20 protein-coding genes, 1 tRNA gene and 1 riboswitch are annotated in these 24,678 nt (G+C 63.9%); of the genes, 5 read left to right on the top strand and 16 right to left on the bottom strand.

Translation table 11 applies throughout. The features are described from left to right. Position 1: 1 nt before the first annotated feature. The 7 genes from RAM80_RS14605 to RAM80_RS14575 all read right to left on the bottom strand — a co-directional run bounded on the left by RAM80_RS14605 (position 2) and on the right by RAM80_RS14575 (position 6,928). The gene (locus RAM80_RS14605) at positions 2-1,117 is read right to left on the bottom strand and encodes a DegT/DnrJ/EryC1/StrS family aminotransferase (protein WP_416427186.1); all 1,116 of its coding nucleotides are present in this window, start codon (positions 1,115-1,117) and stop codon (positions 2-4) included. A gap of 48 nt (positions 1,118-1,165) precedes the next feature. Continuing rightward, the gene (locus tag RAM80_RS14600; protein WP_416427185.1) at positions 1,166-1,936 is read right to left on the bottom strand and encodes a hypothetical protein; all 771 of its coding nucleotides are present in this window, start codon (positions 1,934-1,936) and stop codon (positions 1,166-1,168) included. Between the two features lie 659 nt (positions 1,937-2,595). Further along, entirely contained in the window at positions 2,596-3,396 is an 801-nt protein-coding gene (locus tag RAM80_RS14595) for a carbon-nitrogen hydrolase family protein (RefSeq protein ID WP_416427184.1), read from the bottom strand. Between the two features lie 10 nt (positions 3,397-3,406). Continuing rightward, a complete protein-coding gene (locus RAM80_RS14590) occupies positions 3,407-5,089 on the bottom strand; it encodes a flavin monoamine oxidase family protein (protein ID WP_416427183.1) in 1,683 nt (560 codons plus the stop codon). A 143-nt stretch (positions 5,090-5,232) separates the two neighbouring features. Continuing rightward, positions 5,233-5,694 (bottom strand): Lrp/AsnC family transcriptional regulator, encoded by a 462-nt coding sequence (locus tag RAM80_RS14585; RefSeq protein WP_416427480.1) that lies wholly within the window; start codon positions 5,692-5,694, stop codon positions 5,233-5,235. A gap of 273 nt (positions 5,695-5,967) precedes the next feature. After that, complete coding sequence (locus RAM80_RS14580) at positions 5,968-6,696, bottom strand: CbtA family protein (RefSeq protein ID WP_416427182.1); 729 nt, start codon at positions 6,694-6,696, stop codon at positions 5,968-5,970. Positions 6,697-6,715: 19 nt separating this feature from the next. After that, on the bottom strand, positions 6,716-6,928 hold the full coding sequence (locus tag RAM80_RS14575) for a CbtB domain-containing protein (RefSeq protein ID WP_416427181.1): 213 nt from the start codon (positions 6,926-6,928) through the stop codon (positions 6,716-6,718). 32 nt (positions 6,929-6,960) lie between these two features. Continuing rightward, a riboswitch (cobalamin riboswitch) is annotated at positions 6,961-7,098 on the bottom strand. Between the two features lie 72 nt (positions 7,099-7,170). On the opposite strand from RAM80_RS14575, the gene RAM80_RS14570 reads away from it, so the two are divergent. Then, positions 7,171-8,325 carry an acyltransferase family protein gene (locus RAM80_RS14570; protein WP_416427180.1) on the top strand — a complete coding sequence of 385 codons (1,155 nt, stop codon included), beginning with the start codon at positions 7,171-7,173 and terminating at the stop codon, positions 8,323-8,325. A 28-nt stretch (positions 8,326-8,353) separates the two neighbouring features. Then, positions 8,354-9,298 carry an NAD-dependent epimerase/dehydratase family protein gene (locus tag RAM80_RS14565; protein ID WP_416427179.1) on the top strand — a complete coding sequence of 315 codons (945 nt, stop codon included), beginning with the start codon at positions 8,354-8,356 and terminating at the stop codon, positions 9,296-9,298. Positions 9,299-9,352: 54 nt separating this feature from the next. On the opposite strand, the gene RAM80_RS14560 is transcribed toward RAM80_RS14565, so the two are convergent. From RAM80_RS14560 to rpsU, 5 genes are all read right to left on the bottom strand, one after another. After that, a tRNA-Ile gene (locus RAM80_RS14560) sits at positions 9,353-9,429 on the bottom strand. 15 nt (positions 9,430-9,444) lie between these two features. Next, a complete protein-coding gene (locus RAM80_RS14555; RefSeq protein WP_416427178.1) occupies positions 9,445-13,179 on the bottom strand; it encodes a bifunctional diguanylate cyclase/phosphodiesterase in 3,735 nt (1,244 codons plus the stop codon). Positions 13,180-13,344: 165 nt separating this feature from the next. Further along, positions 13,345-15,192, bottom strand: coding sequence for an RNA polymerase sigma factor RpoD (gene rpoD, locus RAM80_RS14550; protein ID WP_416427177.1), 1,848 nt, complete (start codon positions 15,190-15,192; stop codon positions 13,345-13,347). 67 nt (positions 15,193-15,259) lie between these two features. Next, positions 15,260-17,242, bottom strand: coding sequence for a DNA primase (dnaG, locus tag RAM80_RS14545; RefSeq protein WP_416427176.1), 1,983 nt, complete (start codon positions 17,240-17,242; stop codon positions 15,260-15,262). Positions 17,243-17,626: 384 nt separating this feature from the next. After that, complete coding sequence (gene rpsU / locus RAM80_RS14540; protein ID WP_002551877.1) at positions 17,627-17,842, bottom strand: 30S ribosomal protein S21; 216 nt, start codon at positions 17,840-17,842, stop codon at positions 17,627-17,629. Between the two features lie 201 nt (positions 17,843-18,043). Between rpsU and tsaD the strand changes: the two genes are divergently transcribed. After that, positions 18,044-19,069, top strand: coding sequence for a tRNA (adenosine(37)-N6)-threonylcarbamoyltransferase complex transferase subunit TsaD (tsaD, locus tag RAM80_RS14535; RefSeq protein ID WP_416427175.1), 1,026 nt, complete (start codon positions 18,044-18,046; stop codon positions 19,067-19,069). Between the two features lie 12 nt (positions 19,070-19,081). Here tsaD and plsY read toward each other — a convergent pair whose 3' ends face one another. Further along, positions 19,082-19,651 carry a glycerol-3-phosphate 1-O-acyltransferase PlsY gene (gene plsY / locus RAM80_RS14530; protein ID WP_416427174.1) on the bottom strand — a complete coding sequence of 190 codons (570 nt, stop codon included), beginning with the start codon at positions 19,649-19,651 and terminating at the stop codon, positions 19,082-19,084. 75 nt (positions 19,652-19,726) lie between these two features. On the opposite strand from plsY, the gene folB reads away from it, so the two are divergent. Further along, the gene (gene folB / locus RAM80_RS14525; RefSeq protein WP_416427173.1) at positions 19,727-20,080 is read left to right on the top strand and encodes a dihydroneopterin aldolase; all 354 of its coding nucleotides are present in this window, start codon (positions 19,727-19,729) and stop codon (positions 20,078-20,080) included. Further along, positions 20,071-20,580: a 2-amino-4-hydroxy-6-hydroxymethyldihydropteridine diphosphokinase gene (gene folK / locus RAM80_RS14520; RefSeq protein ID WP_416427172.1), complete on the top strand. Its 510-nt coding sequence runs from the start codon at positions 20,071-20,073 to the stop codon at positions 20,578-20,580. Before folB ends, folK begins: the two co-directional genes overlap by 10 nt. 88 nt (positions 20,581-20,668) lie before the next feature. Here folK and RAM80_RS14515 read toward each other — a convergent pair whose 3' ends face one another. From RAM80_RS14515 to RAM80_RS14505, 3 genes are all read right to left on the bottom strand, one after another. After that, positions 20,669-21,760 carry a multifunctional CCA tRNA nucleotidyl transferase/2'3'-cyclic phosphodiesterase/2'nucleotidase/phosphatase gene (locus RAM80_RS14515; RefSeq protein WP_416427171.1) on the bottom strand — a complete coding sequence of 364 codons (1,092 nt, stop codon included), beginning with the start codon at positions 21,758-21,760 and terminating at the stop codon, positions 20,669-20,671. A gap of 66 nt (positions 21,761-21,826) precedes the next feature. Further along, positions 21,827-23,389, bottom strand: coding sequence for a SpoVR family protein (locus tag RAM80_RS14510; RefSeq protein ID WP_416427170.1), 1,563 nt, complete (start codon positions 23,387-23,389; stop codon positions 21,827-21,829). Next, positions 23,386-24,660 (bottom strand): YeaH/YhbH family protein, encoded by a 1,275-nt coding sequence (locus tag RAM80_RS14505; RefSeq protein ID WP_416427169.1) that lies wholly within the window; start codon positions 24,658-24,660, stop codon positions 23,386-23,388. Before RAM80_RS14505 ends, RAM80_RS14510 begins: the two co-directional genes overlap by 4 nt. Positions 24,661-24,678 lie beyond the last annotated feature (18 nt).

The following is a 24,678-nucleotide window of genomic DNA, read 5'->3' as shown; positions in this document are numbered from 1 at the left end:
GTTATACCGCGTGGGCCAGCGACGCATCCTGCGGCTGCGCCTGGTCGCGCTGGCGCAGCAGGGTGTCGATGACCTGGTCCTGGGTGGCACGCTCCAGGCCCGGGTAGATCGGCAGGCACAGGATGCGCTGGCTCAGGCCGCGCGAGTGTGGCTGCGCGGCCTGGGGCTGCAGGTAGTCCAGGGTGTCCAGCGACGGGTAGAAGTAGCGCCGTGGGTTGATGCCCTGGGCCTGCAGCGCGTCGCGCACTGCCAGCGCTTCGGCCTGGTTCTGCAGGCCTACCGGGAAGTAGCTGTAGTTGATGTCGTTGTCGTCGTTGATGCCTTGCAGGTCGACGTGGCCGCGCAGCTTCTCCTCGTAGTAGTGGCCCATCTCGGCGCGCTGCTCGAAGATGTGCGCGATGTCGTCCAGCACGCACAGGCCCATGGCCGAGGAGAATTCGTTGAGCTTGGCGTTGGTGCCCAGGCCTTCGATGCGGTCCACGCCGGTGATGCCGAAGTTGCACAGCTTGCGGATTTCGCGCGCCAGGTCATCGTCCTGGGTGACGATGGCGCCGCCCTCGATGGTGTGGAACAGCTTGGTGGCGTGGAAGCTCAGGGTGCTGGCGTCGCCCCAGTTGAACACCGACTGCCCGGCGTGGCGCACGCCGAAGGCATGGGCGCCGTCGTACACCACCTTGAGGTTGCGGCGCTTGGCGATGGCGTCGATGCCTTCCACGTCGCAGGGGTTGCCGAACACGTGGGTGGCGACGATGGCGCTGGTGTCGGAGCCGATGCGCGACTCGATCTGCTCGGGGTCGATGTTCCAGGTGCGCGGGTCGATGTCGCCGAACACCGGGCGGATGCCTTCCCATTGCAGGGTGCTGCTGGTGGCCACGAAGCTGAACGGCGTGGTCACGGCGCTGCCGCTCAGGCCCAGGGCCCGGTAGGCCACTTGCAGGGCCAGGGTGCCGTTGTTGGTGAGGATCAGGTTGCGCACGCCCAGGAACTCTTTCAGGCGTTCTTCCAGCTCGCAGCACAGCGGGCCGTGGTTGGTCATCCAGTGCGAGGCGTAGATCAGGTCCACGTACGCCTTGAACTTGTCGATGTTGCCCAGATAGGACTTGGTCACGTTAATCATGGAATTCTCCCGGCAAGGGCCACCCAGGGTGGCAGCGTCAAGGCGTACTCAGGACAGTGGGGCATCGGTGCGCGCTACAACTTTGCGAGCGCGATGCTGGTTCAGCTTCAATATCAACCGCGTTACCAGGCTGCCGGCATGCGGGTCGCCAAAGTGGAATAACGCCGTGGCCCGGCGGAACGCCGGGTCACACGGTTGGTTGGCATGCAGAGAGCGATAACCCCAAAAGAAATACACGTTGCCGGGGACAACTCTCAATGTGCTTGGTTTTAGTATTTTTCGATCAATACAAGCACTTATGAACTTTCTGCAAAGTGCATTCTGGAATAATGTTTTTTCCAGTACATTTACCAATACCCATGAGCGCACCTTGCGCAGGTTGGGGAACAGGATCAGGTCGCCGCGCTCTTCGCCCTGGTCGGGGGTGAAGATGGGCACCAGCATGGTCACCAGGGTGGCGTCGTAGTGGAAGGCGTTGGATTCCTTGCGTCCGGTGCCGCCCTGCACGCACCGCAGCACCGGGAAGATCTCGTCGCTGGCAGCCTCGCGGCCGGTGCCCTGGGCGTGCAGGCGGGCCAGCATGGCCTTGAATTCCGGGGACTTGCCCAGCGCCGCCAGGGCACTGCCGGCCAGCGCCGGGTAGCCGTGGTAGGCGAAGTACTGGTTGTTGTGGCGCGCGGCCTGCTGCTCGACGTAGGCGCGCAGTTGGTTCAAGCCGTCCTCGGTCAAGGCGCCCTCCAGGGTGGCATGCCCCTGGGTGTTCATGTCATTGACCAAGCGGGCCGAGGTGGCTTCATCGATATGGATCAGTGGCGACATGGCAACAAACTCGCTGCGGTTTTTATTAGGAAGGTCGCGAAGGCGGGACAACGACGCTTTTATTGTTTTGCAACTTTCAGTGGGCAAAGCTACCGCCCGGTCCGACACTTACGGCCCACTCGAAAAACGTTTTATTTGGACAAGGCTACCGCCCGCTCGTGAAAACAAGCTTGTTGCACAGTGCGTTGTCAAAACCCATACGGACCCGCGAAAAGGCGAGTCAAGGCAATTAAGGTTAAGTGTTGGCAGGACTACACAAAGTACTTCAGGGCTGCTGCCTGGCCGTACTCTTCGGTGCGGCTCTCCCACAACTTTTTGGCGGTGGGTGAAGAGATATATCGACCGTCTTCAACAGGCTGTCAATGGCTTTTGTCAAAAAATGCGCCCGGCCGGTAAAATCGGTGGTTAGGGTTGGTTAACTTATTGATATGTATAGAGGTAGGAAAGTTGACGCTGGCGTTTTGCTGGCTTTTTCACCGATTCATGGCGCTTTGCCCTGTTTTCCCCAATTTCGGAGGGCGCCACCCTTGTATTTGCTGGGGGCGGCGTGCCATCTGGCTTGCAGGGCATTGGGGGCGGGTGCCAGCGACGGATTATTTACCGACGCCAAAAAAACGAAAGCCCTCGGAATGAGGGCTGGGCACTTGGCGGTATATTGACTACTGCGCGCTGAGTGGACGGTACAACTCGGGGCGTCGATCCTGGCGATAATCATTGGCCTGGCGTGCATTTGACAATGCCTCTCTATCGAGCAACGCATGGCTCAGCGCCGGGCCTGCGCCGCCATCGGCCAGGCGTTTGCCATTGGGGCCAACGATGCTGCTCATGCCGCAGTAACGCAGGGATCCCTCTGCGCCACAGTAGTTGGCGTAGACCACGAAGCACTGGTTTTCGAACGCGCGGCTGCGCACTGTCACGTCGGCGATAAACTCGAATGGCAGCATATTGGCGGTGGGCACCAGTATCAGTTCGGCCCCGGCCAGAGCCAGTCTTCTGGCGTTCTCGGGGAATTCGATGTCGTAGCAGATCAATACGCCGACTCGCCAGCCGTCCAGGTCCACCACCGGGTAGTGGTCGCCACCAGGGCTGAACAGGGCACGGTCGAGTTCACCGAACAGGTGGGTCTTGCGGTAATTGAGCCGGCTGTTGCCGCGCCCGTCGAACAACTGCACGCTGTTGTACAGCTGGCCATCGGCGCCACGCTCCGGGTAGCCGTAGGCGATGGCCATGCCATGTGCCTCGGCGATGCCAGCGATCACATGGGCCGACGGTCCGTTGGCAGCTTCAGCCAGGCGTTGCACCGCGGCCACGCCGATGTCGTAGCCGGTCAGGAACATCTCCGGGAACACCAGCAGTTGCACGCCCAGTGCCTTGGCGGCGCGCACCTGGGCCTGCAGGCGGGCCAGGTTGTCGATCACGGCCAGCGGCTGCGGCGTGCATTGGCACAAGGCTACATGCATGGGGCGCTCCTTATTCGGCGAGGACGATGGGGCCGATTTCATTGAATACGTCGCCCGGCCCCGGATTGTCCGCGTGGCAGTGGCCGCCGAAGTGTTTCATGATGCCCCACACCGCATTGAGCGAAGTCTGCACCGCGCCTTCCACCCACGCCGGGGTCCAGGACACGTCGTCGCCGGCGATGAAAATGCCCCGGTGCTCGTCCGCCATATCCTGCTGCATGAAGTGCGCGTACATACGCTGGTTGTAGCGGTAGTGGCCGGGCAGCGCGCCCTTGAACGCGCCGAGGAAGTGCGGGTCGGCTTCCCAGGAGACGGTGATGGGGTCGCCGATGATATGCCCGGCGATGTCGACGTCAGGGTAGATTTTCTTCAGGGCGTCCAGCGCCAGCTTCACGCGTTTTTCCACCGGGTGCGGGAGCATCTTCAGCGCATCGCTCATCCACGAGTACGACAGGCAGATCACCCCCGGCTTGTCGTCGCCGTGGTCGAACAGGTAGGTGCCGCGGGTGAGGCGGTCGGTCAGGGTCATGCTCATCAGGTCGCGGCCGGTCTCCGGGTGCTTGTCCTTCCAGAACGGCCGGTCGACCATCACGAAGGTCTTTGACGCCTGCATGTAGCGGGTGCGGTCCAGGGCCATCCACATCTTCTGCGAGAACAGCGACTCCTCGCACTCGATCTGCGTGGTCAGCAGCCAGCTCTGGCAGGTGGCAAGCACTGCGGCGTAATGGCGGGTGTCGCCCCAGTTATCGGTGACGGCGAAGCGGCCGTCCGGGTCGCGGGCAATCTTCTTCACCCCCGAGCGTGGCGCGCCGTGGTGCAACGAGCTGAGGCTGGTACCGGCGGGCCAGTGCGCGCATTTTTCCGGCACATGGCGCCAGATGCCCAGGGGCACCTGCTCGACGCCACCCACCACCAGGTGCTGGTGGTCGTCGCAGTTGGTCATCACCACGCGGAAGATTTCCAGCATCGAGTTGGGGAAGTCGGAGTCCCAGCCGCCGGTGCCGAAGCCCACCTGGCCGAACACCTCGCGGTGGTGGAAGGACAGCTTGGCGAACGCCTTGGAGGTGGCGACGAAATCGTAGAAGGTGCGGTCGTCCCACAGCGGTACCAGGGTGTTCCACAGGCTTTTCAGGCGCGGCACGTCGCGGTCGCGGATGGCCTGCTGGATCTCGCTGAACTGCGAGCCGGCCTCCAGGGCGTCGGCCCAGGCGTCGGCGACCTCCTGGAACAGCGCCGGCAGGTCGGCGATGCTGCGGGCGTAGTGGGTCTGGCCCTCGAGGTCGATGACGGTGCTGCCGGAGGCGGCGGTCAGCGGGTTGGGGAACGGACGGGTTTCCAGCCCCAGCTTGTCCACGTAGTGGTAGAACGCCGTGGAGGACACCGGGAAGCGCATGCCACCCAGCTCGGCAACGATGCCCTGGGTGCCCTCGAACGTTTGCGAGCGCAGCCGGCCGCCCATTTTCGAGGCTTCGTACAGCACCGGCTTGAGGCCCAGCTTCATCAATTCGTACGCCGCCACCAGCCCGGCGATGCCCGCCCCGACAATGGCCACCTCGGCGCCGTGGTGCTCGGCGGGAATCACACCCAGGCCGGCCGGGTGCTCGATCCAGTCGTCGAAGGCGAAGGGAAAGTCCGGGCCGAAGATGGTGATCGGCTTCTTGCCGTCGGCGGGGTGGCGGTTGTGCTGAGTCATGGTCGACCTTATGGGCGGCTACTGAGCGGATCTTTCAGTATAGGAAAGGGATGCCAGCCATTTTAGGGAGCGGTCGTGTCGTAATTAAGGCGCAGAGTGTCGTCGTAATGACGTGTTTCGCTGCAATATGACGAAACCCTTGATCAGACTGGTTGCCCGCGGTCGACCTTGCTGCTGAGAATGATCGACGTAGTGGTTTTTTCCACCCCGTCGACGCTGCCGATCTGATCGAGCAATTGATCCAGTTGCTCCGGCGAGTCGGTGCGCAGCCAGGCCACGTAGTCGAACTCGCCGCTCACCGCGCACAGCTGTTGCACCTGGCCCATGGCGCTGAGGCGGCGCACCACTTCCTTGCCCGAGCGCGGCTGCACGGTGATGCCCACGTAGGCCTGCAGGCCGCCGTCGGCCAGGCGCTGGCCCAGGCGCACGCCGTAGCCGGTGATGACCTTGCCTTTCTCCAGGCGCGCCAGGCGCGAGGTCACCGTGGTGCGGGCGATGCCCAGCTGGCGAGCGAGCACGGCCACGCTTTCGCGGGCGTTGATCTGCAGGGCGGCGATCAGCTTGCGGTCGATTTCGTCGAGGGGGAGGGTGCGCAGGTCGGTCATGTTGTAGTGGCGGATATGCCATCCATACTGGCTTGAATGACGCCCTAATCGGCTCATTTTGTGAGCCGATTAAGTCAGCTAATCGGCTCACTGTCCAGATTGCACTCCGTAGCCGCTGCCGGCAGGCTGCGCTGGCCATGTCGTACGCTGGAGAGCTTGCGTCGAGGCTTAGGGCCGGCGCAGCCTGCGGCAGCGGCTACGGGGAGGTAGCCGGGCGAGACTGCAGGCATAAAAAAACCGCGCCGGAGCGCGGTTCTCTTCGAGCAGCGTGGATCAGGCGTGGGCAAAGCGCGCCTTGGGTTGCAGCAACCGCTCCGCCACCGGCCCGAACACCAGGCCGACGGTGGTCCACAGCACCAGCTGGATGCCCAGCGACGAGGTGCGGAATTTCCACAGCACGTCGGCCGAGAAGTTCGCCGGCACTTCGTTGATGGTGGGGAACAGCGCACCGGCCACGGCCATGATCACCAGGTACAGGGCCACGCCGGCGATGGCGCCAGCCCACACGCCAGAGGTGGCGATGACCTTGCGCGCGGCGTTGACGGCGATGACCGCGGCCACCACCGATACCAGCAGCATCATGAAGAACACCTGGGTGCGCAGCCCGATGGTGTCGGGGTTGCCTACCGACGGCGGGTTGGCCGGGTATTTGATTTCCGGCACCAGGATCAGCACCACGAAGGCCGCCAGGGCCAGCAGCGCCGACAGGCCACGCGGGCCGACCTTGCCGATGCGGCCCAGCGAGTAGGCGAACACCAGGGCGAAGATGCCGCCCAGGGAAACGCTGTAGGCCACCACGCCGGTCAGCAGGCCGAAGGTGCTCTGCACCTCGCGGCTGACCAGCTCGGGTTCCTCGGCGTCGCCGTGCATGTGCGCCATGCCTTCTTCGAAGGCGATGGCACGGTCAACCTGGGGTTCACCGAATATTTTTGCAAAACCGAAGGCGAGGATGCCGGCCAACAGACCGACGAGCATGCCCCTGACGAGTAAACGACCAGTCATGTGAAACACCTCGAAGGGATCAGTGGCAGGGGAAGCCCAGCAGGTGGCGACCGTCGTGCACGAACTCGTGGACGTACATGCCCTTGAACAGCGCGGTGGCACCTTGTTCTGCGCCAACGAAGTAGATTGCCAGCATCAGCAGCAGGCCGCCGAAAATCGCCCACGGCAGGATTTCGCTCAGGGGAATGGTCGGGATCGAGATGTCGGTTTGCGAAGTAGTGCTATAGGCCATGATTACCTCAGGGATTACGCGTCCCGGTTACGGTGGATAGGTCGAAAAAAGGTCTGGCTTACGGCAAGGTGCCGACTACAGTGGCGCGACCGCGGCGGTTTTTGACCGTCTTCTTTTTTCGAAACACATTGATACAGCCGGGTAAGTGTACCTCTTTGCCCGATGAACGTCGTGAAGATTGGCCGCGCGAGGCAGGCCTGAGCGGCTACGCTTGGCTTGCAGGTTCCACATGGGGCGCAGCCATGCAAGGCGCAAACAGGTTCCAGGCGCTGGACAGCTTTCGCGGCCTGTTCGCGCTGGCGGTGGTGACGTACCACATCGGCTTGCCGGGCAGCTTCACCGAGCTGGCGTTTTTCCGCAACGCCGACCTGTTCGTGGAGTTTTTCTTCGTGCTTAGCGGCTTTGTGCTGGCCCACGCCTACGGCAGCAAGGAGCGCGTGGACTTCAGCCGTTTCTTCATCACGCGCTCGTTGCGCCTGTTCCCGCTGCACTGGGTGATGCTGCTAGTGTTCATTGCGCTGGAGGTGGGCAAGGCGATTGCCTGGCGCAAGGGGCTCGCGTTCAACTCGAAGCCGTTCAGCGGGGCCACCGCGCTCTCGGAAATACTGCCCAACGCCCTGCTGGTCCAGTCGTGGACCGGCTTTACCGAAGCGCTGTCGTTCAACTATCCGGCCTGGAGCATCAGCGTCGAGTACTACATGTACATGGTGTTCCTGGCGGCGTTGTTGCTGCGTGGCAGCGCGCGGCTGTGGGGCTGGGCAGCCATCGCCGCGCTGGCCGCACTGGCGCTGTACCTGGAACTGGGCGGGCTGACGCCAAAGGCCCTGCGTGGGCTGTTGTGCTTCTTCGGAGGGGCGTTGGCCTACATGGCCTACCGCCGGCTGAGCACGCGGATCCGCGCCGGTTTCGCCTGCTTCACCGGCCTTGAGCTGCTGTCCGTGGCCTTGGTGGTGGCGTTACTCATCTCCAGCCTGGACAACAAAATGCCGCTGGCCCGCGTGCTGTTCTGCGCGGTGGTGGTTGTCTATGCGTTTGACGGTGGTGCCGTTTCCCGACTGTTGCAGGGCCGGGTCTTTCATTTGATCGGCAAGGTTTCCTACTCCATCTACATGACCCACGCGGCAGTGTGGTTCTGCGTGGTGTCCTGCTTCATGGTGCTGCAGAAGCTCACCGGCACGCCGTTCGCACCGTCCATTGGCCCCAAGCGCTACGTGGACACCGGCAGCGTGTTGCTCAACAACCTGCTGGCAGTGGCGGTGCTGCTGATGGTGGTAGGGCTGGCCATGCTCACCTATCGCTACGTGGAGCTGAAGGGCCAGCAACTGGGCGCTCGGTTGGCGCAGCGGGCCCCCAGCAAGGGCGCTACCGAGGTGGGCGTGCAGGAACGAGGAGCATGATATTCAATCAACAGGTTTCAGGAGCGCCATGAACATACTCGTCACGGGGGCCACCGGCTTCCTCGGCCAGGCGGTCTGCGAGGCCTTGGCAGCGCAGCACGACAACCAGGTGCTGGGCACCAGCCGTTCGGCGGGCGCAGGGCCCGTGCCGCTGGTTGCCGTGGGTGATATCGCCGCTGCAACCGACTGGTCCGGCGCCTTGCAGGGCATCGAGGTGGTGGTGCACATCGCCGCGCGCCTCAACTTGCAGGGCGACACCAGTCCCGACCCGTTGGCCGAATACCGCCGCACCAACCTCGAAGGCACCCTGGCCCTGGCGCGCCAGGCGCTGGCAGCCGGCGTGCGAAGGCTGATCTTCATCAGTTCGGTAGGGGTCAATGGCTCCTTCACCACCGGCACGCCCTTTGACGAAACCTCGGTACCGGTGCCGGACGGCGACTACGCCATTTCCAAGTTCGAAGCCGAGGAGGGCCTGCGGGCGCTGGCGCAGGGCACGACCATGGACGTGGTCATCATCCGCCCGCCGCTGATCTACGCCGCCCACGCCCGGCGCAACTTCCCGCGGCTGTTGAAGCTGGTGGACTCCGGCCTGCCGCTGCCGTTCGCGGCGGTGGACAACCGCCGCAGCATGGTGGCCCTGGAGAACCTGGTGGACTTCATCGTGCTGTGCACCCGCCACCCGGCGGCGGGCAACCAGCTGTTCCTGATCTCCGATGGCGAGGACGCCTCCACGGCGCAGATCGTCCGCTACCTGGCGGCCAGCATGGGCCGCTCGCCCCGGCTGGTGCCGGTGCCCGATGGGCTGATGCGGTGGGGGGCCAGGCTGGCGGGCAAGCAGAACATGTACACCACCTTGTGCGCGTCGCTGCAGGTGGATTCGGGCAAGGCGCGGCGGTTGCTGGGGTGGGTGCCGCCGTTGACGCTGGAGCAGGCGCTGCACAAGACGGGCAGGGCGTATAAGCAGCTGGGCTGAAAAGCGTTGGCCTGAAACGCAAAAAGCCGCGCAGATGCGCGGCTTTTTCGTAGATGGTGGGCCCAGCAGGACTCGAACCTGCGACCAAGGGATTATGAGTCCCCTGCTCTAACCAACTGAGCTATAGGCCCCCAGTAGGTCGCGGATTATAACGACGGTTTCGCGCCAGTGCCATCCGAAAAGTCGCAAAGACGCATACGAAGAAACCGCCCGGCGAATTCGTCGGCGTTCAGGGGCAGGCTGTAGATGAAGCCCTGGATCTGCTCACAGCCCTCGCGGGCCAGGAATTGCTGCTGCGCGTCGTTCTCCACGCCCTCGGCGATCACGGTCAGTTGCATGCTGCGGCCCAGGGCAATGATTGCCCGCACGATAGCGGCGTCATGGGGGTCGGCGGGCAGGCCGCGGACGAAGGACTGGTCGATCTTGAGGATGTCCAGGGGCAAGCGCTTGAGGTAGCTGAGCGAGGAATACCCGGTGCCGAAGTCATCGATGGCCAGCTGCACGCCCAGGCGCTTGAGGTCGTGCAGCACCGCCAGGGCTTCCTCGGCCTGGCTCATGATGAAGTTCTCGGTGATCTCCAGTTGCAGGCAGCCGGGGGCCAGGTGGTGCTGGCGCAGCAGCTGGTCGATGCGCTTGAGCAGGTTGGGCTGGCGCAGCTGGCCGCCGGCGAGGTTGACCGACAGCGGCCCGAAGCCGTCGTACAGCTGCTGCCAGGCGTGCAGCTGGCGGCAGGCCTGGTCCAGCACCCAGTCGCCGAGCTGCAGGATCATGCCGTTCTCTTCGGCCAGGGGGATGAAGCGCTCGGGGGGGACGTCACCAAAGGTGGGGTGCGCCCAGCGAATCAGCGCCTCGGCGCCGACCAGGCTGTGGTCGTGCACGCTGAACTTGGGCTGGTAGGCCAGGCTCAGTTCGCCGCGCTCGATGGCCCGGCGCAGTTCATGCTCCAGCGCGACCCGCTCGCTGGCCTGGGCGGTGAGGTCGCGGGTGTAGGACTCGACGCGGTTGCGGCCCTTGGCCTTGGAGCGGTACATGGCGGCGTCGGCGTTCTTGATCAGCGTGGGCACGTCGGTGCCGTCCTGGGGGTAGAGGCTGGTGCCGATGCTGGCGCTGGTGAAGAACTCGTGCTCGCCCGCCTGGAACGGCGCGGCGAAGCAGGCCAGTAGTTTGTTGGCGATGTGCTCGGCATCTGCCGCCTGCTGCAGCCCAGGCAGCAGGATGATGAACTCGTCGCCGCCCAGGCGCGCCACGGTGTCGATGTCGCGCACCTGTTCCTTGAGGCGCTGGGCGATGCCTTTGAGCAGCAGGTCGCCCACCGGGTGGCCGAGGCTGTCGTTGATGTGCTTGAAACGGTCCAGGTCGAGGAACAGCACGGCGCCCTGGCCGCTGACGTCGTGCTCGCGGTTGAGCGAGGCCTGCAGGCGGCTCTCGAACAGGGTGCGGTTGGGCAGGCCGGTGAGCGGGTCGTGGTGGGCCTGGTAGTCGAGGCGGGCCTGGGCGTGCTTGAGGCTGGAAATATCGGCGAACACGGCGACGAAGTGGGTCAGCGCCGAGTCGGGGTTGCGCACGGCGCTGATGGTCAGCCAGCAGGGGTAGAGCTCGCCGTTCTTGCGCCGGTTGTGGATCTCGCCCTGCCAATGGCCCTCGGCGGTCAGGCGGTGCCACATGGCGACGTAGAAGGCGCTGTCGTGCTGGCCCGAGGCGAGCAGGGTAGGGGTGGCGCCCAGGGCTTCGCTTTCGCTGTAGCCGGTGATCTCGGTGAAGGCGCGGTTCACTGCGGTGATGCGCTGGCGGGTGTCGGTGATCAGCACGCCCTCGGCAGTGCTCTCGAACACGGTGGCGGCCAGTTGCAGCTTTTCCTGCATCAGGTGGCGGTCGGTGATGTCGCGGGCGATGGTCAGCATGCACGGCTCGCCGCCGATGGGCAGCGGGCTGGTGGACACCTCGCAGAGGCGAATGGCGCCATCACTGCGGCGCATCAGGCAGCCGAAGTCGCGCACGAAACCGTCGCGTTCAAGTATGTCGAGCAGGCGTTTGCGCTCGTTGAGGTCCACCCACAGGCCCAGGTCCAAGGTGGAGTGGTCGATGGACACATGGTTGGCGTAGCCACTGATGCGGGTGAAGCCTTCGTTCACCTCCAGCAGCACGCCGTCGCGCTGGCGGGTCAGCAGCATGCCATCGGGCGAGGCGTGGAAGGCCTTGGCGAACTTTTCCTCGCTGATCTGCAGCTGCTTCTGGGTTTCCTTCAGCTGGCTGATGTCGCGCACCACCACCACCAGTGCCGGGATGGTGTCCAACTCGAAGGGTTCGGCGGAGATCAAGCCGGTGAACATGTCGCCGTTGCTGCGCCGGAACGGCATTTCCAGGTTGCGGATGCTGCCGGCCTGCAGGCGCTGCAGCAGGCCCGGGCCAGCGCCGTCGATGCCCCAGATGTTCAGGTCGGTGGCGGTGCGCCCCACCACGTCGGTGGCGTACAGGCCGATCTGCTCCTCGAAGGCCTTGTTCACCTCCAGCAGGCAGCCATCGCTGAGGCGCGCGATCACCAGGATGTCGGGGCACTGGCGGAACACCGAGGCGAACTTCTGCTCCGACTGGCGCAGGGCTTCCTCGGTGCGCTTCATCTCGCTGATGTCGATCATCAGGCCGCGCATCACCGGCTGGTGGCCCTGGCGGATCATGCTGACGATATCGCGCACCCACAGGTGGCGGCCGTCCGCCGTGACCACGCGGTAGTCGACCACGTGATCATGGCCGGCCTCGGTCTCGCGGGTGCAGTAGGTCTCGGCCCCGGCGGCATCGGCGGGGTGCAGGATGCTGCGCCAGAAGCCCGGTTTCAGCCAGTCCGTCAGCGGGTAGCCCAGCAGCGCCTCGGCGTGGGGCGATACATAGCTGTAGGTGAAATCGCTGGTGCGCGCCTCCCAGGCAATGGCCGACAGGCTTTCCACCAGCCCGCGGTAATGATATTCGCTGGCGCGCAGCTCCTGTTCCAGGGCTACCCGCCGTGAGATCTCGGAGCTCAGGCGGCGGTTGATGCGGATGACGATGGCCAGCACGGCGAGGATAACCAGCAGCGCGGGCAGGCCGTAGGTGAGGTAGTCGCGCCACAGGGTGCGGTGGTCGATGACCTGGCCCACCCAACGCTCCTGGATCTGGTTGAGTTGCGCCGGGGTCAGGCTGGCCAGGGCCTTGTCGAGAATGCCCACGAGGATTTTCTCGTCCGCCGGCACGCCCATGGCCAACTGGTAGCGGTAGGGCGTCTCGCCGCTGACGTAGATACCCTGCAATTTCAACTGCCGCAGGCTCCAGACGCTGGACGCCAGGTCGCCCACCACGGCGTCCACCTGGCCCGTGGCCAAGGCTTCGAGGGCCGAGCTGACGTTGGGCTGCGGGTCGAGGTTGAGGTCCGGGTGGTGGGTGCGCAACAGTTCGTGGGGGGCGTAGTTCTCCACCACGGCTACCTTCAGCCCGTAGAGATCGGTCAGGTTGCGCGGTTGGGCGCCGTTCTTGCGCGCCAGGATGACGATGGGGAAATCCAGGTAGGGGCGGGTGAACGCCATGTAGGTCTGGCGGTCGGGCGTGGACATCACGCCCGGCAGCAGGTCCACCTGGCCTTTCTGCGCCAGGTGCAGCACTTCGGTCCAGCTGGTGGGTTCGATGGGGGTGAGCTTGACGTCCAGCGCCTGCTGCACCAGGTGGATGTAGTCGGCGGCCAGGCCCTGGTAAAGGCCGCTGGCATCACGAAACTCGAACGGTGGCCACGATGCATCCACGCCCAGGCGCAACTCGGGATGGTCCTTGAGCCAGGCCCGTTCCTGATCGGTCAGGGTCAGGGCATCGGCTGTTGCTGTCCAACACAGCAGGAGCAGCAATAGCAGCACGCGCATGTGGGCCTCGTTGCACCGGGAAAGGTTCTTCGAGTGTAGACGGCAGATGAGCGAGTGCGGAGTTGTGGGAGCTGGCTTGCCAGCGAGCCTTATGGGGGCCAAAAAGCTCGCTGGCAAGCCAGCTCCCACAATGCAAAACCCCCGGCAGGGCCGGGGGTTCTGGTGTTACTCGTCGAGGAAGGAGCGCAGGTGCTCGCTTCTCGTCGGGTGGCGCAGCTTGCGCAGCGCCTTGGCTTCGATCTGACGAATCCGCTCACGGGTTACATCGAACTGCTTGCCGACCTCTTCCAGCGTGTGGTCGGTATTCATGTCGATGCCGAAACGCATGCGCAGCACCTTGGCTTCGCGTGCGGTCAGGCCGCCGAGCACTTCGCGTGTGGCTTCCTTCAGACTTTCCACGGTCGCCACGTCGATCGGCGATTGCATGGTGGAGTCTTCGATGAAGTCGCCCAGATGCGAGTCTTCGTCGTCACCGATCGGGGTTTCCATGGAGATCGGCTCTTTGGCGATCTTCAGCACCTTGCGGATCTTGTCCTCAGGCATTTCCATGCGTTCGCCCAGCTCTTCCGGGGTCGGTTCGCGACCCATTTCCTGCAGCATCTGCCGGGAAATACGGTTGAGCTTGTTGATCGTCTCGATCATGTGCACCGGAATACGGATGGTGCGCGCCTGGTCGGCGATCGAACGGGTAATGGCCTGACGGATCCACCAGGTGGCGTACGTCGAGAACTTGTACCCGCGACGGTATTCGAACTTGTCCACCGCCTTCATCAGGCCGATGTTACCTTCCTGGATCAGGTCGAGGAACTGCAGGCCACGGTTGGTGTACTTCTTGGCGATCGAGATCACCAGACGCAGGTTGGCCTCAACCATCTCTTTCTTCGCGCGGCGGGCCTTGGCCTCACCGATCGACATGCGACGGTTGATGTCCTTGATTTCGACGATGGTCAGACCGGTTTCGGTCTCCAGGTCGACCAGCTTCTGCTGGCAGCGCACGATGTCGGCGTTCAGGCGGCCCAGTGCTTCGGCCCACTTGGTGCTGCGCTTGGCCAGGTCACCGGCCCAGGTCATGTCGACTTCGTTGCTGGGGAACAAGCGCAGGAAGTCGGCACGCGGCATGCGGGCGTCACGCACGCACAGCTGCATGATGGCGCGTTCTTGCTGACGCAGGCGGTCCAGGGCACCACGAACGCGCTCCACCAGCACTTCGAACTGCTTTGGCACCAGCTTGATCGGCATGAACAGCTCGGACAGGGCCAGCATCTCGGCGATGCCTTGCTTGCTGTCGCGACCGTGCTTCTTCAACGCCTTCAGGGTGATGTCCAATTGCTCGGACACGGCACCGAAGCGCTGGGCGGCCACGACTGGGTCCGGACCGCTTTCGGCCTCTTCCTCGTCGTCGCTGCCTTCGCTTTCTTCGTCTTCGTCGTCAGACTCGGCCTTGGCCGGCGCCTTGGTGTCGATCGGCGGCGGGACTTCGGCCGGCGGCGCGATGCCGTCATCCGGGTCGATGTAGCCGCTCAGAACGTCGGACAGGCGGCCACCTTCGCTGGTGACGCGATCGTATTCGCCGAGGATGTAGTCGACCGTGCCAGGGAAGTGCGCGATTGCGCCCATCACTTCACGGATACCTTCCTCGATGCGCTTGGCGATTTCGATTTCGCCTTCGCGGGTCAGAAGCTCTACCGTACCCATTTCGCGCATGTACATGCGCACCGGGTCGGTGGTGCGACCGATGTCGGTCTCCACGGCCGCCAGCGCCGCGGCAGCTTCTTCAGCTGCGGCTTCGTCGGTATCGGCTTCGGCCAACAAAAGGGCATCCGCATCCGGAGCACTCTCGAATACGTTGATCCCCATGTCGTTGATCATGCGGATGATGTCTTCCACCTGCTCCGGATCTGAAATATCCTCTGGCAGGTGGTCGTTGACCTCCGCGTAAGTCAGGTAGCCCTGCTCACGACCGCGGGTGATCAACTCTTTGATGCGAGACTGCTGTTGCGCTTTTCCGGACATAACACCCTATCCACTGAAGGTCTTGGCGGGCAAAAAACAAGCCGAGGATTATACCCGAGCTAGGACCTCACGCGCCAGTTGAGGTCGGGGTTTGTGCGTGAACATTGCGAGTTAACAGCTCGCGCAGCTGATTTTTCTCTTCTGCGCTCAATTCACTTTGACGAGCTTTCCTGAGCAGATGTTCCAGGCAGCGCTCGCGTTGGCGAGCGGACAAGCTAGTAATGGTGTCGAAAAACTGTTGTTCAAGGTTATCGGCATCAATCAGCCACTCTTTCTCGGCCAGTGCGCGCAGCAGCTTGCCCTGCTCGGTGCCGTGCCAACGCGCGATCAACTGTAGAGAGCGTAGCTTAGGATTCTTTTGCAGGGCTTCGAGCAGGGCCACCAACAGTTGGGCGTAGACGTGCTCTTCGTCGGCAAAGTGGCTGGCGTTCTCCACCTTCTCGGCCAGCTGCGGGTGGTGCAGCAGGGTGCGCAGGGCGCTGAGGGTGGGCGGTTCCACCGAAGTCGGTACGCGTGGCGGCACCCGGGGCTCGAAATTGCGCCCGCCCTTGCCCTTCCAGTCCTTGTTGCCTTTCCAGTCTTTCTTGCCGCCGCCCTTGTTGGGTGTCCAGGCCTGCTGCTGTTGCGGCTGGAATTCCTGGGGCGCGTGCTGGGCGTGGAAATCGCTGTAGTCGGGGCTGTAGTCGGGCACCGAGTCGTAGTCGAAGCCCGGGTCGTAGCTGGGTGGCGGTGCCTCGGCCGGGGCGCTCTGGGCCATCTGCTTGACGGCCTCACCACTCAGGCCGGTGATTTCACTGAGGCGGTTGCGCATCAGCTGGCGCAGGTTGGCGCCAGCCACCTTGTCGATCAGCGGCGCTGCCAGGGTGACCATGTGCGCCTTGCCTTCCAGCGAGCGTGGGTCGGCTTCCTCGGTCAGTTGCTGGAAAAAATAGTCGGCCAGCGGCTGGGCGTGCTGGTTGATGCGCGCCTTGAAGGCGTCGGTGCCTTCGGCGCGCACCAGGGTATCCGGGTCCTCGCCCTCGGGCAGGAACAGGAAGCGCGCCTTGCGGCCGTCCTGCAGGCTCGGCAGGGCGGCTTCCAGGGCGCGCCAGGCGGCGTTGCGGCCGGCCTGGTCGCCGTCGAAGCAGAACAGCACGCTGGGCACCACGCGGAACAGGCGCTTGAGGTGTTCCTCGCTGGTGGCCGTGCCCAGGGTCGCCACGGCGTTGCGCAGGCCCTGCTGGGCCAGGGCAATGACGTCCATGTAGCCCTCGACCACGATGATCTCGTCGAGGTTGCGGTTGTGCTTGCGCGCCTCGTACAGGCCGTACAGCTCCTGGCCCTTGTGGAACACCGGGGTTTCCGGGGAGTTCAGGTACTTGGGCTTGTCGTCGCCCAGCACCCGGCCGCCGAAGGCGATCACCCGGCCGCGGCTGTCGCGGATGGGGAACATCACCCGGTCGCGGAAGCGGTCGTAGCGCTTGCCGGAGTCGGCGTTCTCGATCAGTAGGCCGGCGTCGATCATCACCTTCTGCTGCAGGGTGTCGCTGGCCAGGTGCTTGAACAGGTTGTCCCAGCCCGGCGGGGCGAAGCCCAGGCCGAAGTCGCGGGCAATTTCACCCGACAGCCCGCGGCCCTTGAGGTAGTCCACGGCGGCGCGGCGCGCCGGGTGGCCCTTGAGCGCCTGGCGATAGAACTCGGCGGCGGCGGTCAGCAGCGGGTACAGCGGCGAGTCGGTAGGCTGCCGGGGCTTGTGGCCGCGCCCGCCTTCTTCGCGGGGCACCTCCATGCCGGCGGCCTTGGCCAGTTCCTCCACGGCCTGGGGGAAGTCCAGATTGTCGTGGTCCATGATGAAGCCGAGGGCGTTGCCGCCGGCGCCGCAGCCGAAGCAGTAGTAGAACTGCTTGTCGGGGCTGACGGTGAAGGAGGGGGTCTTTTCCTTGTGGAACGGGCAGCAGGCAGAATAATTCTTGCCGGCCTTTTTCATCTGGATGCGCGAAGTCACCACGTCGACGATGTCGGTGCGGTTCAGAAGGTCGTCAATGAAGCCCTGGGGAATCAGCCCGGCCATGGTTCTCTCATCATCAGGCTAGGAAGCATTGCTGGAGTGTAACTGTGCGCCGGTCGTGGTGCCGGTGTCGCCTTCCTGTTTGTTTGTCGGAAACGGCGTCGCATCCGATCAGCCGTGGCTGGTGTCGAAGCGGGACGTTGAAAACAGGAAAAAGGGGGTGTGCTCGTCTGCAGCCCGTGAAGGCTCGTCAGTTCTGACGTGCACGCTGGCGATGAGGCCAGGTCTGACGTTTCAGGCAGGTTTGCTTCGGCGCACAAGGCGACCTCGGCATCCGCTCGGGCCAGGCCAGAACGGGGTGTTGCAACAACGGCTCTTGCAACAGCAACAACTGCCGGCAGCCCGGCTTTGGGCCGGGCGAGGCAGAAGCTTGCGACGCAGTCTGTATTAGTACAGACGAACGGCGCGGCGCTGTTCGCGCTGAACTTTCTTGGCGTGACGCTTAACAGCAGCAGCTGCTTTGCGCTTACGCTCGGAAGTCGGCTTCTCGTAAAATTCGCGGCTACGAACTTCAGCCAGTACACCGGCTTTTTCGCAGGAGCGCTTGAAACGACGCAGAGCTACGTCGAAGGGTTCGTTCTCTTTAACTTTGACGGCTGGCATCTAGAGCTACCTTCATTCATTACCGGGATCGACGTGCCAATGGCAAAAACATGCGCTGAAGTACGTCGGTTTTTAAGGGTTGCGGATGTTAACCCTTACCCGCCCGGAATGCAAAGCCTCTGATCGAAAACCGCTGGCCGGGGCCCTGAGTGGCGACTATCATGCGCGCCTTCGAATTCAGCCTCAACAAGGCCATGACCCATGTTAGTACTGGGATTGGAAACATCCTGCGACGAAACCGGCGTCGCCCTCTATGACAGCGAACGCGGGCTTTTGGCCGACGCGCTGTTCAGCCAGATCGACCTGCACCGTGCCTATGGCGGCGTGGTGCCCGAGCTTGCCTCCCGTGACCACGTGAAGCGCATGCTGCCCTTGATCCGCCAGGTGTTGGCCGAAGCCGACTGCGTGGCCACCGAGATCGACGCCATTGCCTACACCGCCGGCCCGGGCCTGGTGGGCGCGCTGCTGGTGGGGGCGTCCTGCGCCCAGGCGCTGGCGTTCGCCTGGGGTATCCCGGCCCTTGGCGTGCACCACATGGAGGGCCATCTGCTGGCGCCCATGCTGGAGGCGCAACCGCCGGAATTCCCGTTCGTCGCTTTGTTGGTTTCCGGTGGCCACACCCAGCTGGTGCGCGTCGACGGCATTGGCCAGTACGAGCTGCTGGGCGAGACCCTGGACGATGCCGCTGGCGAGGCGTTCGACAAGACCGCGAAGATGATCGGCCTCAATTACCCGGGCGGTCCCGAGATCGCGCGCATGGCCGCCCAGGGCGTGCCCGGCCGGTTCACGTTCCCGCGGCCGATGACCGATCGCCCGGGCCTGACGTTCAGCTTCAGCGGCCTGAAAACCTCGGCCCTGAACACCTGGCAGCACTGTCAGGCAGCTGGGGACGACAGCGATCAGACCCGTAGCGACATCTCGCTGGCGTTCCAGCAGGCGGTGGTGGACACTCTGACCATCAAGTGCCGCCGTGCCCTGAAACAGACCGGCCTCAGCCGCCTGGTGATCGCCGGTGGCGTGAGCGCCAACAAGGCCCTGCGCGAGTCGCTGGACAGCATGCTGGGCGAGTTCAACGGCAAGGTGTTCTACGCGCGTCCGCAGTTCTGCACCGACAACGGCGCGATGATCGCCTACGCCGGTTGCCAGCGCCTGCAGGCCGGCCAGCACGAAAGCCTGGCCATCAGCGTGCAGGCGCGCTGGCCCATGGAACAATTGCCGGCGCTGTAACCCTCGCCGGGCTCAGAAATGCCGTTCGCGGCCGGCCAGCAGGTCGCGCAGGTTGCCGCGGTGGCGCCACACGATCAGCAGGGTCAGCACGCTCATGGGCAGCAGCGCCTGGGGCTCCTGCCAGGCCAGCAATGGCAGGGTCAGGGGCGTGGCGATCAGCGAGGCCAGCGAGCTGGTGCGGGTGAGGTAGAACGTCAGCGCCCAGGCGGCCACCGCCAGCAACGCGGCGGGCGGGTAGAGCGCCAGGATCATGCCGGCGGCAGTGGCGACGCCCTTGCCGCCCTGGAAATGGAAATACAGCGGGAACATGTGGCCGAGCACCGCACACAGGCCGATCCAGGCTTGGGCTTGCAGGTCGAGCCCGGCAAGGCGGGCCACCAGCACGGGCAGCAGGCCCTTGCACAGGTCGCCCAGCAGGGTGAGGATGGCGAGTTTCCTGCCGGCCAGGCGCAGCATGTTGGTGGCCCCGGCGTTGCCGGAGCCGCTCATGCGCGGGTCAGGGTTACCGGTCACGCGGCTAAGCACAATGGCGAAGGACAGCGAGCCGAGCAGGTAGGCGAGAATCGCCAGTAACCAAAACATGCTAACTATTCCGGGCGAGGACGCCCCTGATTCTAACGGCGCATTGCGCCCTTGTCGTGCTGCGGAGAGAAGTGCTTGGACAGAGTGTTTATCGAAGGTCTGGAAGTCGACACCGTGATCGGTGCCTATGACTGGGAGCGTGGCATCCGTCAGTGCCTGCGCCTGGACCTGAGTTTTGCCTGGGACAACCGCCCGGCCGCCGCAGGCGACGACCTGACCCTGGCGCTGGACTATGCCAGTGTTTCCACGCGCATCCAGGCCTTTGCCGAGGCCAGCCAGTTCCAGTTGGTGGAAACCTTCGCCGAACGCCTGGCGCAGGTGCTGATGAGCGAATTCAATATTCCCTGGCTGCACCTGAAACTGACCAAGCCTGGCGCCGTTGCGGCCGCCAAGGGCGTTGGCGTGGAGATCGAGCGCGGATGTCGCTGACGCGGATTTACCTGGGCCTGGGCAGCAACATCGACCGCGAGGCGCACCTGTGCGCCGGCCTCGATGCGCTGGCCGGCTTCCTCCAGGACATGCACTGCTCGGCGGTGTTCGAAAGCCAGCCGGTGGGCATCAAGAGCGGGCCGTTCTTCAACCTGGTGGTCAGCGCGCTGACCGACCTGCCGTTGATCGAGCTGGACCGCCGGCTGAAGTTCATCGAGGCCGACAACGGCCGCTATGCGCCGGAGCGCAAGGGCTTGCCGCTGGACATCGACGTGCTGCTGTACGGCGACCTGGCAGGCAATTTCGACGGCCTGGTGCTGCCACGGGCGGAGATTCTCAAGAACGCTTTCGTGCTGTGGCCGCTGGCGTTGATTGCGCCGGATGTGCTGCACCCGGGCGTGGGCAAGCCCATGGCCCAGGTGTGGGCCGAGGCGCAGATTGACCAGGTGCTGGCACCGGCGCCGTTCGAGTGGCGCGGCCGGCAGTTGACCTGCCTCTGAATTGGCGTCGCCTGTATCGCGACCAAGGTCGGCTCCTACGCCGATTTAGGTAGGAGCCGACCTTGGTCGCGATGCAGGCGATACGGTTTCAAGCCGTGTAGGCCTGCAAGGCCTTCAGGCGTTCGGCTTTCAGCGCCTCGCCCAGCTGTTGCCCGGTATATCCGGCTTCCACCAGCGGTTTCACCGCTACCCCGCGGGCTGCATCCGCTGCGCCGCGTAGGTAATCGGCCTGTGGATAACTTTCGCCGCGGGCGAGCGTCTCCATCTCGCCCACCCTGATGAACTCCTCGAAGCGCTGCGGCCGACGGTACACGTCGAAGCCCTGCAGCAGTTCCAGCAGCTGTGCGGCTTCCAGTTGCAGCGCGCGGCGGCCATCCTCGCCGTACTGGCCTGCTAGCATCGCCAGCTCCTGGCAGTCGCGGGGCACCTTGAAGCGTTCGTTGATGGCCTTGCCCAGGCCACCTGCCAGGCATGCCCAGCGCACGGTCAGTGGTTGTTCGTGGCGGGCAGCCTGTTCCAGGGCGCCCAGGCGTTCAGTTGGCAGGGCGTCCAGTTCCGGCATCAGTTGCTTCAGGGCGCCGCAGTCGTGCAGCACCTGGATAAACACCTGTGGCTGGTTTTCCATTAGCGCCCGGGCGATTTCCTTCCAGCTGCGTTCGGCGGTCAGTGCTTGCAGTTCACCCGATTCGCTCAGCTTGCGCATCAATTCCAGTGTGTCGGCGGCGACGGTGAACCCTGTCTCGGCGTAGCGCGCGGCGAAGCGGGCAACGCGTAGCACGCGCAGGGGATCTTCGGCGAACGCCGGGGAAACGTGGCGTAGAATTCGTCGTTCGAGGTCGGCCTGGCCGTGGTAGGGGTCGACCACATTGCCGTCATCATCCTCGGCCATGGCGTTGATGGTCAGGTCACGGCGGATCAGGTCCTGCTCCAGGGTAACGTCGGGGCTTGCGTGAAACACAAAGCCGCCGTAGCCATGGCCGCTCTTGCGTTCGGTGCGCGCCAGGGCGTATTCCTCGCCCGTTTTCGGGTGCAGGAACACCGGGAAATCCGCGCCCACCGGCCGGTAGCCCAGGGCGTGCATCTGCTCGGCGGTGGCGCCCACCACCACCCAATCGATGTCGGTGACCGGGCGGCCCAGGAGACGGTCGCGCACCGCGCCGCCGACTTTGAAAATCTGCATGAAAAAACCTCCGTAGACCCGACAGGATAACCTGTCTGCCGGGCCCGGGGAGGTCAGATGCCTTGGTTAGAGGTGAACGACAGCGAGGTCAAGGCGTCCGTAGTCACCTTCGCTGTGTTCCGTCTTTGGGGGAACATGGTGGGTCTTCATGACTTGGTCGCCCTGCAGGGTTTCCAGGTGGATGTCGAAGCCCCACAACCGGTGCAGGTGCTTGAGCACCTCGTCGGTGGACTCGCCCAGGGGTTTGCGGTCATGTTGTTGGTGGCGCAGGGTCAGCGAGCGGTCGCCACGGCGGTCGATGCTCCAGATCTGCACGTTGGGTTCGCGGTTGCCCAGGTTGTACTGCGCGGCCAGGGTCTCGCGAATGATGCGGTAGCCGCCCTCGTCGTGGATGGCAGGCACCAACAGGTCATCGCGCTGGTCGTCATCCATGATGCTGAACAGCTTCAGGTCGCGGATGACCTTGGGCGACAGGTACTGCAGGATGAAGCTCTCGTCCTTGAAGCTGGTCATGGCAAACTTGATGGTAGAAAGCCAATCCGTGCCTGCAATTTCCGGGAACCAGCGGCGATCTTCATCCGTTGGTTCTTCGCACATGCGGCGGATGTCGCGGTACATGGCGAAGCCCAGCGCGTAGGGGTTGATGCCGTTGTAGTAGGGGCTGTCGAAGCCGGGCTGGAACACCACGCTGGTGTGCGACTGCAGGAATTCCATCATGAAGCCGTCGGTGACCAGGCCTTCGTCGTACAGGTCGTTCATCAAGGTGTAGTGCCAGAACGTCGCCCAGCCTTCGTTCATCACCTGGGTCTGGCGCTGCGGGTAGAAGTACTGCGCGATCTTGCGCACGATGCGCACCACCTCGCGCTGCCAGGGCTCCAGCAGCGGCGCGTGTTTCTCGATGAAGTAGAGGATGTTCTCCTGGGGTTCGGCCGGGAAGCGGGCGTTGTCACGCTCGCTGTTCTTGTCCGCGCTTTTGGGGATGGTGCGCCACAGATCGTTGATCTGCTTCTGCATGTGCTCCTCGCGGTCCTTCTGCCGCCGCCGCTCTTCCTCGGCGGAGATCGGGTAGGGGCGCTTGTAGCGGTCCACGCCGTAGTTCATCAGGGCGTGGCAGGAGTCCAGCAGGTCTTCCACCGCGTCGATGCCGTGGCGTTCCTCGCACTGCATGATGTACTGCTTGGCGAACACCAGGTAGTCGATGATCGAGCTGGCGTCGGTCCACGTGCGGAACAGGTAGTTGCCCTTGAAGAAGCTGTTGTGGCCATAGCAGGCATGGGCCACCACCAGCGCCTGCATGCAGATGGTGTTTTCCTCCATCAGGTAGGCGATGCACGGGTCGGAGTTGATGACGATCTCGTAGGCCAGGCCCATCTGCCCACGGGTGTAGGATTTTTCCGTGCTGAGGAAGTGCTTGCCGTAGGACCAGTGATGGTAGCCCAGGGGCATGCCTACCGAGGCGTAGGCATCCATCATCTGTTCAGCCGTGATCACCTCGATCTGGTTGGGGTAGGTATCCAGCGCATAACGCTCGGCAATCCGGCTGATTTCCCGGTCGTAGGCCTGGATCAGTTCGAAGGTCCACTCGGAGCCCGTGGACAGGGGTTGGCGTTTCTGCTCTCTGGCGGTCATGTCACTAACCTGCGCTGGAAGAGTTCACGGAAGACCGGGTAGATATCCCCGGCCGATACCAGTTGCTGCTGGGCGAACGTGTCGGCAAAGGCTTCGCCGATGCGTTCGTACTCGAACCACAATGCCTGGTGTTCGCGCGGGGTGATCTCCACGTAAGTGTAGTACTGCACGAACGGCATGATCTGCTTGGTCAGGATCTCGCGGCAGATGGGCGAGTCGTCGTTCCAGTTGTCGCCGTCCGAAGCCTGCGCCGCGTAGATGTTCCATTCATTGGTGGGGTAGCGCTCGGCCATGATCTCCTGCATCAGCTTCAGGGCGCTGGAGACGATGGTGCCGCCGGTTTCCCGGGAATAGAAGAACTCTTCCTCGTCCACCTCGCGGGCGCTGGTGTGATGGCGGATGAACACCACTTCGATCTTGTCGTAGTTCCGCTTGAGGAACAGGTACAGCAGGATGAAGAAGCGCTTGGCGATGTCCTTGGTGGCCTGGGTCATGGACCCCGACACGTCCATCAGGCAGAACATCACCGCCTTGGAGCTGGGGTTGGGGTGCTTGACCAGCAGGTTGTACTTGAGGTCGAAGGTATCAAGGAACGGCACGCGATGGATGCGCGCGCTGAGACGTTCGATTTCCGTCTCCATTTCCTGAATATCGCCGAAGTTGTCCGGCTCTTCCCGTCGCAGCCGCTCCAGTTCTGCCTTGGCCTCGCGCAGCTTGGCACGGCTGCTGCCCGACAGGGCGATGCGCCGGGCATGGGCCGAACGCAGGGTACGGATGATGTTGATGCGCGATGGGTTGCCTTCGTTGCTGATGCCCGCGCGCACGGTCTTGTAGGTGTCCGTGCCGCTGAGGTTGCGTTTCACCAGGTTGGGCAGTTCGAGGTCTTCGAACATGAACTCCAGGAACTCTTCCTGGGTGATCTGGAACACGAACTCATCCATGCCTTCGCCGGAATTGCCCGCCTTGCCGGGGCCCTTGCCACCGCCGCCGCCCCCCTGGGGCCGGGCGATGTGCTCGCCGGCGGTGAATTCCTTGTTGCCGGGGTGCACGACGGTCTGCTTGCCGCCGCGGCCATGGTGCAGCACCGGCTCGTCGATGTCGCGGCCGGGGATGCTGATCTGTTCGCCGTGTTCCATGTCGGTGATGGAGCGACGGCTGACCGCCTCTTCCACCGCCTTCTTGATGTGGTCACGGTAGCGCCGCAGGAAACGCTGGCGGTTCACCGTGCTCTTGTTCTTGCCATTCAGGCGTCGGTCGATCACGTAGCTCATAGGCCCTCCGGGCAGCTG

This window comes from Pseudomonas sp. App30, from assembly GCF_047947025.1.
Classification (GTDB): Bacteria; Pseudomonadota; Gammaproteobacteria; order Pseudomonadales; family Pseudomonadaceae; genus Aquipseudomonas.
This window is presented reverse-complemented; position numbering and strand designations above follow the sequence as displayed.

Coding starts and splice junctions, on each gene's coding strand:
- RAM80_RS14570 (WP_416427180.1), top strand. CDS start 7,171: ATGCAAGGCGCAAACAGGTTCCAGGCGCTGGACAGCTTTCGCGGCCTG.
- plsY (WP_416427174.1), bottom strand. CDS start 19,651: ATGTTTTGGTTACTGGCGATTCTCGCCTACCTGCTCGGCTCGCTGTCC.
- tsaD (WP_416427175.1), top strand. CDS start 18,044: ATGTTAGTACTGGGATTGGAAACATCCTGCGACGAAACCGGCGTCGCC.
- RAM80_RS14600 (WP_416427185.1), bottom strand. CDS start 1,936: ATGTCGCCACTGATCCATATCGATGAAGCCACCTCGGCCCGCTTGGTC.
- rpoD (WP_416427177.1), bottom strand. CDS start 15,192: ATGTCCGGAAAAGCGCAACAGCAGTCTCGCATCAAAGAGTTGATCACC.
- RAM80_RS14580 (WP_416427182.1), bottom strand. CDS start 6,696: ATGACTGGTCGTTTACTCGTCAGGGGCATGCTCGTCGGTCTGTTGGCC.
- RAM80_RS14595 (WP_416427184.1), bottom strand. CDS start 3,396: ATGCATGTAGCCTTGTGCCAATGCACGCCGCAGCCGCTGGCCGTGATC.
- RAM80_RS14575 (WP_416427181.1), bottom strand. CDS start 6,928: ATGGCCTATAGCACTACTTCGCAAACCGACATCTCGATCCCGACCATT.
- RAM80_RS14510 (WP_416427170.1), bottom strand. CDS start 23,389: ATGACCGCCAGAGAGCAGAAACGCCAACCCCTGTCCACGGGCTCCGAG.
- RAM80_RS14515 (WP_416427171.1), bottom strand. CDS start 21,760: ATGCAGATTTTCAAAGTCGGCGGCGCGGTGCGCGACCGTCTCCTGGGC.
- RAM80_RS14585 (WP_416427480.1), bottom strand. CDS start 5,694: ATGACCGACCTGCGCACCCTCCCCCTCGACGAAATCGACCGCAAGCTG.
- folK (WP_416427172.1), top strand. CDS start 20,071: ATGTCGCTGACGCGGATTTACCTGGGCCTGGGCAGCAACATCGACCGC.
- RAM80_RS14605 (WP_416427186.1), bottom strand. CDS start 1,117: ATGATTAACGTGACCAAGTCCTATCTGGGCAACATCGACAAGTTCAAG.
- rpsU (WP_002551877.1), bottom strand. CDS start 17,842: ATGCCAGCCGTCAAAGTTAAAGAGAACGAACCCTTCGACGTAGCTCTG.
- RAM80_RS14565 (WP_416427179.1), top strand. CDS start 8,354: ATGAACATACTCGTCACGGGGGCCACCGGCTTCCTCGGCCAGGCGGTC.
- RAM80_RS14505 (WP_416427169.1), bottom strand. CDS start 24,660: ATGAGCTACGTGATCGACCGACGCCTGAATGGCAAGAACAAGAGCACG.
- RAM80_RS14555 (WP_416427178.1), bottom strand. CDS start 13,179: ATGCGCGTGCTGCTATTGCTGCTCCTGCTGTGTTGGACAGCAACAGCC.
- RAM80_RS14590 (WP_416427183.1), bottom strand. CDS start 5,089: ATGACTCAGCACAACCGCCACCCCGCCGACGGCAAGAAGCCGATCACC.
- dnaG (WP_416427176.1), bottom strand. CDS start 17,242: ATGGCCGGGCTGATTCCCCAGGGCTTCATTGACGACCTTCTGAACCGC.